This is a genomic window from Halorubellus litoreus (assembly GCF_055378595.1).
The window spans coordinates 2,085,822-2,099,600 of sequence record NZ_AP043836.1; the positions used below are offsets into that span (position 1 = coordinate 2,085,822).

The 13,779-nt window shown below is 69.8% G+C and carries 12 protein-coding genes; 3 read left to right on the forward strand and 9 right to left on the reverse strand.

Annotated features, from left to right (window positions below; translation table 11 throughout):
• Nucleotides 1-26 precede the first annotated feature (26 nt).
• From ACZ48X_RS14585 to ACZ48X_RS14600, 4 genes are all read right to left on the reverse strand, one after another.
• A complete protein-coding gene (locus ACZ48X_RS14585) occupies nt 27-977 on the reverse strand; it encodes a hypothetical protein (protein ID WP_336349015.1) in 951 nt (316 codons plus the stop codon).
• Nucleotides 974-2,269, reverse strand: coding sequence for a PQQ-binding-like beta-propeller repeat protein (locus tag ACZ48X_RS14590; protein WP_336349014.1), 1,296 nt, complete (start codon nt 2,267-2,269; stop codon nt 974-976). Before ACZ48X_RS14590 ends, ACZ48X_RS14585 begins: the two co-directional genes overlap by 4 nt.
• Before the next feature lie 84 nt (nt 2,270-2,353).
• Nucleotides 2,354-3,727 (reverse strand): NAD-dependent succinate-semialdehyde dehydrogenase, encoded by a 1,374-nt coding sequence (locus tag ACZ48X_RS14595; RefSeq protein ID WP_336349660.1) that lies wholly within the window; start codon nt 3,725-3,727, stop codon nt 2,354-2,356.
• A 94-nt stretch (nt 3,728-3,821) separates the two neighbouring features.
• A complete protein-coding gene (locus ACZ48X_RS14600; RefSeq protein ID WP_336349013.1) occupies nt 3,822-5,648 on the reverse strand; it encodes a Rieske 2Fe-2S domain-containing protein in 1,827 nt (608 codons plus the stop codon).
• Nucleotides 5,649-5,802: 154 nt separating this feature from the next.
• On the opposite strand from ACZ48X_RS14600, the gene ACZ48X_RS14605 reads away from it, so the two are divergent.
• Together ACZ48X_RS14605 and ACZ48X_RS14610 are read left to right on the forward strand one after the other, a co-directional pair.
• Nucleotides 5,803-6,678: a redoxin domain-containing protein gene (locus ACZ48X_RS14605; RefSeq protein WP_336349012.1), complete on the forward strand. Its 876-nt coding sequence runs from the start codon at nt 5,803-5,805 to the stop codon at nt 6,676-6,678.
• A 132-nt stretch (nt 6,679-6,810) separates the two neighbouring features.
• The gene (locus ACZ48X_RS14610; RefSeq protein WP_336349011.1) at nt 6,811-7,254 is read left to right on the forward strand and encodes a nuclear transport factor 2 family protein; all 444 of its coding nucleotides are present in this window, start codon (nt 6,811-6,813) and stop codon (nt 7,252-7,254) included.
• A gap of 148 nt (nt 7,255-7,402) precedes the next feature.
• On the opposite strand, the gene ACZ48X_RS14615 is transcribed toward ACZ48X_RS14610, so the two are convergent.
• From ACZ48X_RS14615 to ACZ48X_RS14625, 3 genes are all read right to left on the reverse strand, one after another.
• Complete coding sequence (locus tag ACZ48X_RS14615; protein WP_336349010.1) at nt 7,403-7,741, reverse strand: hypothetical protein; 339 nt, start codon at nt 7,739-7,741, stop codon at nt 7,403-7,405.
• A 153-nt stretch (nt 7,742-7,894) separates the two neighbouring features.
• Entirely contained in the window at nt 7,895-9,277 is a 1,383-nt protein-coding gene (serS, locus tag ACZ48X_RS14620) for a serine--tRNA ligase (protein ID WP_336349009.1), read from the reverse strand.
• A gap of 236 nt (nt 9,278-9,513) precedes the next feature.
• Nucleotides 9,514-9,828: a HalOD1 output domain-containing protein gene (locus ACZ48X_RS14625; RefSeq protein ID WP_336349008.1), complete on the reverse strand. Its 315-nt coding sequence runs from the start codon at nt 9,826-9,828 to the stop codon at nt 9,514-9,516.
• Nucleotides 9,829-10,043: 215 nt separating this feature from the next.
• Here ACZ48X_RS14625 and ACZ48X_RS14630 point away from each other — a divergent pair, with 215 nt between their 5' ends.
• Nucleotides 10,044-11,465, forward strand: a complete 1,422-nt coding sequence (locus tag ACZ48X_RS14630; RefSeq protein WP_336349007.1) for an arylsulfotransferase family protein — start codon at nt 10,044-10,046, stop codon at nt 11,463-11,465.
• Between the two features lie 3 nt (nt 11,466-11,468).
• Here ACZ48X_RS14630 and ACZ48X_RS14635 read toward each other — a convergent pair whose 3' ends face one another.
• Nucleotides 11,469-12,293, reverse strand: a complete 825-nt coding sequence (locus ACZ48X_RS14635; protein ID WP_336349006.1) for an MBL fold metallo-hydrolase — start codon at nt 12,291-12,293, stop codon at nt 11,469-11,471.
• A 92-nt stretch (nt 12,294-12,385) separates the two neighbouring features.
• Nucleotides 12,386-13,777: an ATP-binding protein gene (locus ACZ48X_RS14640; protein ID WP_336349005.1), complete on the reverse strand. Its 1,392-nt coding sequence runs from the start codon at nt 13,775-13,777 to the stop codon at nt 12,386-12,388.
• Between the last annotated feature and the right edge of the window lie 2 nt (nt 13,778-13,779).

Consider the following 13,779-nt stretch of genomic DNA (forward strand, 5'->3'; position numbering starts at 1 on the left):
TCGGTCCTCGCGGCGGCGCGGCCAAGTCAGTTTCCGTTTCGCCGCTCGTCCTCGCTGCCGGCTCGTCCCTGTTGGCGTTCCTCGCGTGCCGCACGCCACTGTTCGCGTTCTTCGCGCGCCTCGACGGCGTAAATTGTCGCTGCGACCGCGCCGATGGCGCCCGCGAACGTGTAACTCAGGACGGTTCCGAGCGCGAACTTCGGGTCGCTCTGCGAGATAGCGGCGACGGTCCCGAGGTCCGCGAGGAGGCTTCCGAGCGTCCCGGCGCCGAGCACGGACAGGAAGCAGCCGAACGCTCGACCGCGAGTGAGCGCGTACGCCTCGCTCGCCGCGTCGAGCGGCGAGAGGTCGAGCGCGGCGAGCGCGGGCGCCGGGAACAGGCGCGCGGACAGCCAGAGGCCGACGAGGAGGAGCGGTGCGACCGCCGCCGGGAACACCTCGAGGAGCCAGACCGAGGCGTGCCAGGCGGCCGCGACCGCGACGACGTACGTGGTCGTCGCGAGCGCGCGCTCGACGGTCACCTCGCGGTTCGCCGCCCGCGCGACCGTCCACGTCGTCGCCACGCCCGCCGCGAGCGGCCCGATAGCGCCGAGGACGACCGTCGCCAGCAGCCACCACGGCTGGAGGCCGACGAGCGAACCAGGCGTGACCATCGTGACGCGCGTCCCGGTCGGGTACGCGAGGAACGAGAACGACAGGCCGCCCCCGATGACGTTCGGGGTCGCGTTCCCGACCGGGTCGAGGATGCGCGCGACGTCCGCGGCCGCCACCACGACAGCCGCGAGCGCGAACGCGAACAGGAGTACCGGTCGTCGCGAGACGACGCCGAACGCGCGCCGCACCGGCTTCGACGGGTCCGGCCCGCGGGGCTCGTCCCCGCCACCGCCACGGTCGCCGTCGCCGCGGTCGTCGGCCGCGTCCCGTCCACCTCGACCGTCGCGCTCGTGCTGCTCGCGGACCGCCTCCGTGACCGTCATCGCGACCCCTCCAGGCAGACGAGCGCGTTGCCGGCGACGGCGTAGAGGCGACCGTCGGCGACGACCGGCGGGCCGACCTCCCACGCGTCCGGCGGGGCGAACTCCCACGCCGTGCGGCCGGTCGCAGCGTGCAGCGCGACCAGTCCATCGCCCTCGGTCGGGACGAACGCGAGGTCGCCCGCGGCCGCGACGTGCCGCGGGTCGGTCGGGTCGAGCGCGCGCTTCCAGACGCGCTCGCCCGTCTCCCGGTCGAAGCCGTACACCGCGTCGAACCCCGAGAGGAGCACGCGGTCGTCGACGACGGTCGGCACGCCGTAGTCCGTCCTGACGTCCGTTCGCTCGCCGTCGCCGGACCGCCAGCGCACGCGCCCGCCGTCGGTCGCGTCGAGCGCCGTGACCCCGCGCCCGTCGTTCACGAACACGTCACCGTCAGCCGCCGAGACGCCCGTCCAGCGGTTCGGGTCGCCGTCGCGCTCGCGGTGCGTCCAGACGACGCGTCCGTCCGCGGGGTCGAGCGCGCGAACGGACTCGCCGAACGTCGCGACGTAGACGTGCTCGCCGACCGCGAAGAACCCGCCACCGCGTTCGCCGACGTGCCGCCAGCGCTCCCGGCCGCTCGCCGCGTCGCGCGCGACCACCGCAGCGTCGGGGCTCGCGTGGTAGACGACGCCGTCGGCGGCCACGGGCGTCGTCCCCGCGAGTACGTCGTCGCCGCCGAGCAGTCCGCCCGGGAACGGGCCGTCGTCGTCGCCGCCCACCTGCCAGCGTTCCGCGACGCGCTTCCCGACGCCGGTATCGACGCCGCCGGTCGCGTCGAGGCCGAGGACGGTGCTGGTGCTGCCGGTGACGAGCGTCGGCGTCCGGTAGCCGTCGGCGGCCGCGACAGCCAGCCCGCGTTCGGTAGGGTGGAGCGCGAACCGCTCGCTGCCGTCCTCGCGGTCGAGTCCGACGACGCCGTCGTTCGGGACGACGACGAGGTCGTCGTACGCGACCGGCTGGCGGGTCGACGGCCACCGCTCGGGGAGGTCGCCCCGCCACGCGACCGCGAGGTCGCTACGGGGTGGCTTCGCGTCCGCGCGGTGGTTCGTCCGGCCGGCGTCGTAGCCCTGCATCGGCCAGGGCGCCGCGTTCACGGTCGCGGCCGACGCATCGGTGCCGAGACAGCCGGCGAGCGCGGCGACGGCGGCGCTTCCGGTCGCAGCGAGGGCGTCACGACGCGAGATGGCGCGGTCGCGCCACCGTGCCGTCGCCCGCGACGAGGCGTCGCTCGTCGGTGGAGGGCTGGGGGGCATGCGCGGCGGTTCGCGCCGCCACAGAAAGTGTCTTGCGTTCGACCTATCGGGTCGCGCCGGTGGTTGCCCGGGCGTCGAACGCGGTCAGTCCTGGGCGTCCTGGACCCACACGGTCTTCTCGTTCAGGAACTCCTTGATGCCGTGCTGGGCGAGCTCGCGCCCGTACCCGGAGTCCTTGATGCCGCCGAAGGGGACGCGCGGGTCGCTCTTCGTGAGTTCGTTCACGAACGTACACCCGGCCTCTATCTCGCGAGCGATGCGCTCGCCGCGTTCGAGGTCTTCGGTCCAGACGCTCGCGCCGAGCCCGAGCGTCGAGTCGTTCGCGAGGTCGATGGCGTCCTGTTCGCTGTCGACGCGGAAGACGGCCGCGACGGGACCGAACGTCTCCTCGCACGCCGCGGCCGCGTCCGGCGGGACGTCCGTCAGCACCGTCGGCGGATAGAAGTAGCCCTCGCGGTCGAGGGGTTCGCCGCCGCACTCGACGGTCGCACCGTCCCGCACGGAGCGCTCGACCTGGTCGTGGAGTTCCGCCATGAGGTCCTCGCGCGCCTGCGGGCCGACGTCCGTCGCCTCGTCGGTCGGGTCGCCGACGGTCTGCGCCTCCATCTCCGCGACGAACCGCTCGATGAACTCGTCGTAGACTGCGTCGTGGACGACGAAGCGCTTCGCCGCGATACAGGACTGCCCGGAGTTCAGGAGGCGCGCGGTCACGCCACGCGTCACCGCCGCCTCCACGTCCGCGTCGTCGAGCACGATGAACGGATCCGCGCCACCGAGTTCGAGCACCGTCTTCTTCAGCTCCCGGCCGGCGGTCTCGGCGACCGCGCGCCCCGCGGGCTCGCTCCCCGTGAGCGTCACCGCACGAACGCGCTCGTCCTCGATGACCTCGTTCGCCTTCGACCCCGACACGAGGAGCGTCTGGAAGCACGCCTGCGGGAACCCGGCCTCGCGGAACACCTCCGCGATGGCCTTCGCGCACCCGGGGACGTTCGACGCGTGCTTCAGGACGCCGACGTTCCCCGCGACGAGGTTCGGCGCGGCGAACCGGAATACCTGCCAGAACGGGTAGTTCCACGGCATCACCGCCATCACCACGCCGAGGGGTTCGTGGACGACCTTCGCCTCCGCCTCCGGCGGACTCGGGAGCGTCTCGTCCTGCAGATATGCTTGGGCGTGCTCGGCGTAGTGCTCGCACACCCACGCGCACTTCTCGACCTCGCTCCGAGCCCCCGTGATGGGTTTCCCCATCTCCTCGGTCATGAGTTGGGCGTACTCCTCCTGGTTCTCGCGGAGGACGTCCGCCGCGTTCGCCATGAGCTCGCAGCGCTCGTGCATCGGGACCTCGCGCCACGAGAGGTAGCGCTCGTGAGCGGCCCCGAGCAGTTCGTCGACCTCCGCGTCCGTGTGCGCGTCGACGGTCTCGATGTGCTCGCCCGTCGCCGGATTCACGCGTTCCATCGCCATACCTCGACTTCGACAGCCCGCGGCAAGTAGATTCCCCCGCGGCGGTTTCCGGGCCGATCCCCGGTGCGTCGCGGCCGAGTGGAGTCGGTCAGTCCTCGTGGATGCTCTCGCCCCTGAGGAGGCGGCTGGCGATGGTGAACGTCTGCTCGGCTTCGCGCCTCGTCGGGGTGTGCGCGGCGAGGTAGCGCGCGGCCGCGACCGCGGCGGTGCGTTCGCGTTCGCTCGGCAGCCCCTCGGGGCCGTCGCTCGCTCGGTCGCGCGCCGCGTGGAACTGCGCGTGTGCGGCCTCGTACGCCTGGAGCGTGTGGAAGCCGGCGTCCTCGCGGAGGAGCGCGCCGCCGAGCGTCGACCAGAGTTCGCGCGGGTCGTCGGCGACCGCGAGCAGCGCGGCGGCCTCGCGGCCGGCGTCGTTCACCGCACCTTCGCGGTCGAACGCGTCCAGGAGCCTCTCGCGGTGCGTCTCGACGGTCCCGAGTTCGCCGGCGTCGCCGTCCGCCGGGTTCGGAACCGGTGCGGGCGGGCTGTTCAGGAACCGGTCGAGGTACACGCTGAACGCGCCGTCGAGCACGCCGCGGTAGAGTTCGGTGGGTTCGACGCGGCTCGCGGCCTGCTGGACGGCGTTCGCGTACGTGAACGTGTGATGCACGGTGTTCCAGTCGCCGAACTCGTTCGTCGTCCCGAACCGCGCCACCCTGGTGGCGGCGGCGGTCGCCACCTCGTGCGCGAGCGCTCCGACCGTCGCCCCGTCGCGGATGGCGTCCCGGAGGGCGTCGACGACGTCGTGCGGGTCGTCGCCCAGCAGCGCGTCCTGGAAGCCCGACGGCGGCCGCCAGTCCGGGTCGCGCTCGCCCGCGGCGAGCGTCGGAAGGGCCGCCTCGAAGCTCTCGCGCATCGCCGCCAGGTCCTCGGGCTGGCGCCACTCCGAGCCCTCCTCCGCGCGGTCCGCGTCCGTGAAGCGCGTCACGAGGCTCGCGAGGACGTCCGCCGCGTCCGCCGCGTCGTCCTCCTGGCGGACGGCGTCGGTCGTGCTCGGCCAGCCGAGGTGGTCGAGCGTCTCGACGGCCTTGTTCGTCATGTCGAAGGAGTGTCCGGCGTCGAGGTACGCGTGGTCGGTGGCGGCCGCGTACAGCATCGCCTCCACGTCCTCGCGCGAAGCGGTCTCGACCGCCGTCCTGAGGACGCGCTCGGCGCCGTCGCTGTCGCGGACCTCGACGGTCTCGCGGAACCACTCCGCGAGGCGGTCCGCGGAGACGTCGTCGACGTCGAACGCGGGCTGGTCGAAGCGAGGGGGCTCGCCCGCGCAGTCGCTCGCGACGTGCCGGAGGCCCGTGTACGTCGCGCGCTTCCGGTCGTCGCCGTCGAGCACGTCGAGCGCGTTCGTCAACGCGGCGAGGATCGTGAGTCCGCTACTCCAGCCGTCCTCGCGGTAGCGCGTCCCGAACGCGACGCCGCGCTCGGCGACGTCGACCGGGTCGACGCCCGCGTCGTCGAGGCCGACCGCGCTCTTCGCCACGACGAGCCGGAGGTTCTCCCGGAGGCCGGTGTCGAGGCGGTCGCGCCAATGCGCCGCCGGGTCGCGGTCACGCGGCGGATTCGGCTGCACGTAGACGTCGCCGTCGCGGACCTCCACGGGGTACGTCGCGACGTCGTCCGCCCACGGGTCGAACGTATCGCCACAGGACAGCTCGAAGCGCGCGTGATGCCAGTGACACGTCAGCACGCCGTCCTCGACGCTCCCATCGGATAGTGGAAAGCCCATGTGCGGACAGCGGTTGTCGACCGCGCGCACCTCGCCCTCGTGGTGGAACAGCGCGATGGCGGTGCCTCGCGCCGTGAACAGCTCCCGGCCCGCGTCCTCGAGGTCGGCGAGACTGGTCGCCCGCACGAACCCGTCGCCGTCGTCGCTCGTTGCCATACCACACGCTTCGACCGGATGGGACAAAGGCGTTCCCTGAACTCGATTTCACCAACCGGACTCGACCGCGACGACGGCACGCGCCGCCGCGACGACCCCCCCCCTGGTTCGGTGGGCACGAGGCCTAAGTACGGGCCGCGCGTACGCCGCGGTAATGCTCACGGAGGGAACCGAGGCACCCGCGTTCGCGCTCCCCGGCTACCACGACGGCGAGATCGACGAGTTCGCGCTCGACGACTACGTCGGCGAGGACGTCGTCGTCGTCGCGTTCTACCCGATGGACTTCAGCCCCGGTTGCACCGACGAACTCTGCAGTCTCCGGGACATCGACCTCCTGACGCTCATGGACGACGTCACCATCCTCGGGATATCGGGCGACTCCGTGCACAGCCACCGCGCGTTCGCCGAACAGAACGCGCTCGAGTTCCCGCTGCTGACGGACTCCATCGGCGAGGTCGCCGAGGAGTACGGCGTCCTCCACGAGGAACTCGACGGACACCTGCGCGTCCCGAAGCGCGCGCTGTTCGTCGTCGACGACCGCGGCCGCGTCGCGTACGCCTGGAGTACCGACGACCCGATGACCCAACCGGACCTCGACGCCGTCCGGAACGCCATCGACGCCGTCCAGGACGACCGCACCGCCGCCGAACGCTACGGCCGCGGCTACCAGCACTACACGTACGGACGCTCGGAGTTCGAGAACGCCCTCGGCGCGTACGACCGCGAGAACTGGCTGGACGCCGTCGCCGCGTTCGAGGAAGCGGTCGCGTACTTCGACTCCGCCGGCGGCGCGTTCGACTCCGCGCGCCGGTTCGCCGAGAGCGAGCGCGTCCACGACGCCGCGACGACCGCTCGCGACGCGAGCGACGACTTCCGGCAGGCCGCCGCGTGGTTTGCGAGCGCCGCCGAACACCGCGTCGAAGGCAAGGACGGCGTCGCCGACGAGTACCACGAGGACGCCCAGCGCCCCCACGAGTCCGCGCGCCAGGTCGGCGAACTACTCGACCCCGACGCCCTCGTGTTCGACTGAGACGCCGCCGCGGTCGCGGCCCACCACCGTGGTCGCGGTCCACCGCCGCGGCTGCTCGTCCCGCGATGCCCGACGCCCGCCTGCGGTCCGCGCACCGAGCGCTTTTCAATCCAGGGCGAGAACCACTGGAACATGGACGCCGAGGCGACGGTCCGCACGTACTACGCGTGCCTCGACGACGCGCGCTACGACGACCTCCGGGACGTACTCGCACCCGGGTTCACGCAGCGCCGCCCCGACCGCACGTTCGACGGCCGCGACGCGTTCCTCTCGTTCATGACCGAGTCGCGACCGCACAGCGACACCACGCACGACCTCGACGGCGTGTTCGTCGAACCACCGGGCGAGGACCGCTCGCACGGCGCTCGACTCGAACGCGACGGACCGGGTCGCCCGACCGCGACCGACGGCGCGGACGCGACGGGCGAGTGGACGCCGACCGCGGGCGACGAAGCCGAGACCGTCCTCGCACGCGGCACCGTCGTCCGCGAATCAGGCGACGTCCTCGTCCGGTTCGTCGACTGCTTCGACGTCCTCGCCGACCGCATCGTCGCCCTCGACACCTACACGCGGTGAGATAGCAGTCGGACGGGATACTGCTACCGTGGCGCTCACTTCCAAGCGTCGCGTCCCCGACCGTCGTCTTCACGGGAACATCCGGAACATAACGGGTAGAATCGGTACGTCAGGATACGAGTTGCCCGCTTCCCTCCAGACCTTTTCTTCACTTAGACCGGAATGTTATTCGAATCCACTGGTCGCGATGCCCGACGAAGAACGTCTCCTGGGGAATTCCCTCCTCCTGTAAACGACTACCAGTCGTGTTCACCGAGCCTGAACCGTTCTGTGCCAGCGCTCTTTCGCTCGCGACCTCCACTGGATTGTCGTCACCGAGTTCCGCTAAGGTGTACTTCGGGGACGTATTTTCGGGGGCTTCCACCAACGTCGCGTGGACCGTTACGTTCGTCTCGGTCAGAAAGCCGCCACCAGCGAGGACGAGCGCGAGGCCACCAACAAGTATCACCGCGAGTACGACCGCTCTCCGAGATATAGTCGGGGACATGTGACTTCGAGTGTACCTCTCCACCAAATCTCTTGTCCGTATACGCCGCAGGCTCCCCCCCTCTGTCCGACCCTCCGACCATCCCCGGACGTCGTCTCGGTGAATCATCCCGTCGACGGAAAGGGCGGGAATCAGTCGGCCGCGAATGCGACCTTATTCGCGGTCGCCGGCGCCGAGCGCGCTCTCGCCGACGGGACTGTGCCCCTCGATGACCTCCTGGCCGCCCATGTACTCGCGGAGCGGTTCGGGGACCTCGACGGTGCCGTCGTCGTTCTGGTAGTACTCGAGGATGGCGACCATCACGCGCGGCAGCGCGACGCCCGACCCGTTCAGCGTGTGGAGGTACTCGGCCGATTCGTGGCGCTCGGGGCGGTACTGGATGCCCGCACGTCGTGCCTGGAAGTCCTCGAAGTTCGACACCGAGGAGACCTCGAGCCAGCGGCCGCCCTCCTCGGGGCCGTCGTCCATGTCGTCGCCGGGCGCCCACACCTCGACGTCGTACTTCTTCGCCTGCGTGAACCCCATGTCGCCCGTGCACATGTCGAGCACGCGGTAGGGGAGGCCGAGTCGTTCGAGGACCTCGGTCGCCTCGTCGAGCAGGCCTTCGAGGCGCTCGTAGGACTCTTCGGGCCGCACGAAGTTCACGAGCTCGACCTTGTTGAACTGGTGGACGCGCACGTACCCCCGCGTCTCGGTACCGTGCTCGCCGGCCTCGCGCCGGAAGTTCGGCGAGTACGCCTGGTACTTCAGCGGGAGGTCGTCGTCGAGCAGGATCTCGTCGCGGTGCATGTTCGTCACCGGGACCTCCGCGGTCGGGAGCAGCCAGAGGTCGTCGTCGTCGTACTCGTCGTCCTGGCGCGCGCCGACGCGGTACGCGTCCTCGTCGAACTTCGGGAGCTGGCCCGTGCCGCGCATCGACGCCGAGTTCACCGGCACCGGGGGGAGGACGTCGGTGTACTCCTGCTCGCGGTGGACGTCGAGCATGAACTGCACGAGCGCCATCTCGAGGCGCGCCCCGTCACCTTTGACGAACTGGAACCCGCCACCCGTGACCTTCGCGCCGCGCTCGAAGTCGAGGACGTCCAGGTCCTCGCCGAGGTCGTAATGCGGCACGACCTCGTCGGGGAGGTCACGGAGGTCCTCGAACCCCCACCGGTACCGGGTCTCGTTGTCCGACTCGTCCGCGCCCGTGTGCACGCTCTCGTGAGGGACGTTCGGCACCTCGAGCAATCGCTCGTGGAGCTCCGCCTCGAGCTCGTCCGCGCGCTCCTCGACCGCCTCCAGTTCGTCCTTCAGCGCCTGCGAGCGCTCGATGGCCTCCTCGGCCTCCTCGTCCTTGCCCTCCTGCTTGAGCTGGCCGATGGAGCGACTGACCTCGTTGCGCTGATGCCGGAGGTCGTCGCCCTCCGCCTTCAGCTCGCGCCACTCCGCGTCGATCTCGAGGATCTCGTCCACGTCCACGTCCGTGACGCCCTTCCGTTCGACGGCGTCTCTGACCTCGTCGGGGTTCTCGCGTACGTACTGCCGGCTGAGCATTCTTGCCCGACGGTTCGACTGGCCCGCGGAAAATCGTATCGGAACCGTGGTCACGCGTGCCAGGCCGTGACGACCCGCTCAGAGCGTCCTCTAGCGGCTGTTCGTCGCGAACAGGAATCGGTCACGCGACCCATCGAAGGGTCGAAGAGTCGGTCACGCGGCCCAGCGAGGGATACGCGATTCAGCGAGGAATCGAAGAGTCGGTCACGCGACCCAGCGAGGAATCGAAGAGCCGGTCACCCGACGTTCACGGGTTCGGCGACGACCGTCCCCGTCCCCTCGACGGTCACGTGTCGGTCAGCGAACGTGAACGAGACGACGACGGCCGTACAATCACGTCTACCGTCCGGGTCCGAGACGAGCTTGTCGAGCGCATCCGGGTCGACGGCAGTGTAGAGCGGTTCGACGTCCGTCGCCGCCGCTCCCAGTGCGCTCGAAACGACCTCGACGACCGCGGACGACGGCTTCGTCTCCGCCCAATCGAACGTCCGCCGGGCCGTCGTCTCCCCGTGACCGTCCCCATCCCGTGACGGTCGCTCCTCCTCGTCCATACCACAGGATTCCCCAAGTACGACTTTAGCCTTCCGGACCGCGTGAGCACGTCTCGCCACCCCGACACGCTAGAGGAGACGGAGCCCGAATCCGGGGATTGCGACGACTGATGCGCCCGGAAAGGAGAACGCGGAGCGAACCAGCGGCCGGGACGCCCGGTGCGTTCGATGCGTGGGACAAGACTGATACCGAGTGCCGGTAACCGGATTGGTGTATGCGTCGTCGCTCCGTCCTCGTCGTGTTGTGTTGTCTCTGCGTCGCCGCACCAGTCGTCCTCACCGCGTCCGCCGGGACCGAAGCGTCGACGACGTCGGTCACGCCCGGCGACGCGAACCCCTGCGTCGGCACGATGGAGCGCGCCGCGAACGGCCTCACCGTCGTCAGCGTCCAGGGGATGCGGTTCGGCGACGACGGCGGGAAGCGCAAAGCACGCCTCGTCGCACTCGGCCCGCGCGGACAGATCGAGTGGGTGCATCATCGCGAGGGCACGACGTGGTCGTACGACGTCGACCCCGTCGACGACGGGACGCTGTTCGTCACCGCCACGAAGTACCGCGGGAAGGAAAAGCCCGGGCGGACGGTGTTCTACAAACTCGACCCGGAGACGGGCGAGACCGTCTGGAGCGAGACCGCGCCGTTCCAGGACACGCACGACGCCGACCTCCTCAGCGACACCGAGATACTCGTCGCGAACATGCGCGCCACCGCGAACGTCTCCGGGAACCGCGACCGGTTGCTTGTCTACAACCGGACGACCGACGAGATCACGTGGCAGTGGCAGTTCCGCGACCACTACAGCCGGGAGGCGGACATCGGCGGGAACTACAGCGAGGACTGGACGCACGTGAACGACGTCGACGCCATCAACGAGACGCACTACCTCGCGAGCCCGCGGAACTTCGACATGACCATCCTCGTGAACCGCACGAGCGGCGACGTCGTCTGGGAGCTCGGCGAACCGAACAGCGGCGAGGTGATGCGAAAACAGCACAATCCCGTGTACTACGAGAGCGAGAACGACACGTCGACGGTGCTCGTCGCGGACTCGGAGAACAACCGCATCGTCGAGTACGCACGCCGCGACGGCGACTGGCAGCGGACGTGGCGCGTCGGGAACGCGTCGTCGCTGTCGTGGCCGCGGGACGCCGACCGCCTCCCGAACGGGAACACGCTCGTCGGCGACTCCAGCAACAACCGCGTGCTGGAGGTCGCGCCCGACGGCGAGGTCGTCTGGGAGGTGTACACGCCGTGGCTCGTCTACGACGTGGAGCGCGTCCAGTACGGTGACGAGGCGGGCGGCCCCACGATCGCCGACCAGGACGCCGAAGGCGCCGTGAACATTCACGGGGACGCGGCGTTCAACGCGACCCAGCAGGAGCGCTGCGACGCCTACCTGAAGAACGCGACGAGATTCGAGGACATCGACGGCGGCTCCGGCGGCGGGAACATCGTCGGTGACGTCTTCGGCGGCGACTCGAAGGACGGAGCTGACGGCGACTCGGACAGCGACCACGGCGTGAACAGCGGTGGGTTCGTGCGAGGACTCGAGTACCTCGCGGTTGCGTTCGTCGCACTCGGCGCGATCGTCCTGAGCGTCGTCGGGTATCACTGGTACGTCGGCCGGCAAGAGGACTGACGCTCAGAGCTCGTACGTCTCGCCGTCGACCGCGATGGGTTCTTCGAACGCCTCGTCGGCGGGGTAGAAGTGCGCGGCGTGCACGATACGGGTCTCGGTCGCGTCGAGGTCGTCGGCGAGCGCGAGCGCGCCCTCTCGCGTCATGTGCTTCGTGCCGAACGTCCGGTACGTGCCGTCGGAGGCCTCGTGTTTCCCGCCGAGCGGGTGGTGTTCGCAGAGCGACGACGGCACGATTCCGTCCGCGAGCAGGAGGTCGGGGTCGGCGAGCGCGTCGAGCGACTCCTGGGGGATGCCGTAGCTCGTGTCGCCGGAGAGCGAGAGCTTCGCACCGGTCTCGGGGTCCTCGACGACGAGCCCGTAACACACGAGCGGCGGGTGGTCGACGGGGACGAGCGTCACCTCGAACCCGCACGTCTCCACCGTCTCGAACGGCGCGGTCGGGTACGCGGTGACCGTGTCGAGGTAGTCGTACTTCCGGGCGACCGTCCCAGCGACGCTCTCGCCGGTCTTCGGGTCCGTCTCGTCGGCCGCGTACACGTCCAGACTGTCGAGCAAGCGGTACGCGTTCCCGAGGCCGTCCAGGTGGTCGAAGTGGACGTGCGAGATGACCGCCGCGTCCGGAAGGTCGACGTCGTTCTTCAGGAACTGATACCGGAAGTCCGGGCTCGCGTCCACGAGCAACGACTCTCCAGTACGGGGATTGTGGACGTGCACCGAGAACCGCGTGCGCTCGACGCCGCGCTCGACCGCCTCCCGGCACGTCTCGCACTCGCATCCCGGCGTCGGCGTCCCCGTCGTATCACCCGTCCCGAGCAACGTCACCTGCATCGCCTCCCCCTACACGACGCGGCCGGAAAAGTCGTCGCGTCCCGGGTCGCCCGCTCGCGCCGAGGCGACAGTCGTCGTCCAGTACGAAGCGCTCAGTCGTCGTCGCCGTGGTCGTGCGCGTGGTCGTCGTGGTCGTGGTCGTGGCCGCCGTCGGTCGCGCCCGGCGTCCCGCCCGCGATGAGCGCGTCGCCGTCGCCGTCCATCATGTCGAGGTTCTTCAGGTTGTCGCGCTCCTCGAACTCCTCGACCGCGTCCACGAGGTCCTGCTGGGTGAGCGTCGTCCGCTCCTCCGTGAGCGCCGACAACACGGCTTCGCGCATCACGAGCCGGAGGTCGCTCCCGGTCAGTCCCTCGGTGATGTCCGCGATGGCGTCCGGCTCGAACTCGTCGATGTCCATCGCGTGCGTGATGAGTCGGAGGATGTCCGAACGCATCCCGCGGTCTGGCTTCGGGAAGTTCACGATCTCGTCGAACCGCCGCCACGCCGCCGAATCCAGGTCGTCCGGGTGGTTCGTCGCTCCGATGAGGAGGACGTCGTCGTCGATGAGCGACATGTCGTCGATGCTCTTCAGGAGCGTGTTCACCGCACGCTTGATGGCGGCGTGCTCGTCCCCGCCGCGCGTCTTCGCGACGAAGTCGAACTCGTCCATGAACAGGATACACGGCGACAACCGCTTGGCGACCTCGAACGTCTTCTCGACGTTCTTCGCCGTCTCACCGAGGTACTGGCTCGTGATCATCGAGAGCTTCACCTCGACGAACGGCAGGTCCAGCGAGTGCGCGAGCCCCCGCGCGGTACTCGTCTTCCCCGTCCCCGGCGGCCCGACGAACAGCAACTTCCCGATCTCGCGCAGTCCGATCCTCGCGAGGTAATCCCGATGCTCGATGGCCTTCACGATCTTCTGGATCTCGTCCTCCTGCTCTTGCGTGAGGACGAGGTCGTCCAGGGTCATATCGATCTCCTCGGGCGCACGGATGTCCACGAGGTCGAGCATGTCCTCCTCGTCCTCGTCGTCCGAGTCGAAGTACTCGTCGAGCAACGAGTCGATCCAGACGCGGTCGGCCTGGATAGGGCGGTTCGCCTCCCGTGCGGACTCGTAGTCGACGTCCGCGAACGCGTCCACGTCGAACGACCCGTCCGCGCCGTACGCGTACGCCAGGACGGGGTTCGTGTGGACGCGCTCGGCGTCCGCGTTCTCGGCGTACCACTCGACGGCCATCGCCGTGTCCGCGAGCGAGATGGAGCCCGAGAACTCGTCGCGCTCCGTGAACATCAACCCCGAGATGGCGTCCCAGGGGTGGTCCGTGCTCGCGGCGGCGCGCGCCGTCGCGTTCGTCACCGACACGGGGCGTTTGACCTCCCCGTCGCTATAGAAGACACGCCGGTACCGCGGCGGCAAGTCGTTCTCGTCCAGCGACCGTTCCTCGTTGTAGACGTGCGCCGTCAACAACAGTTCGACGACCGAGAGCGCCGCGTTGCTCATTC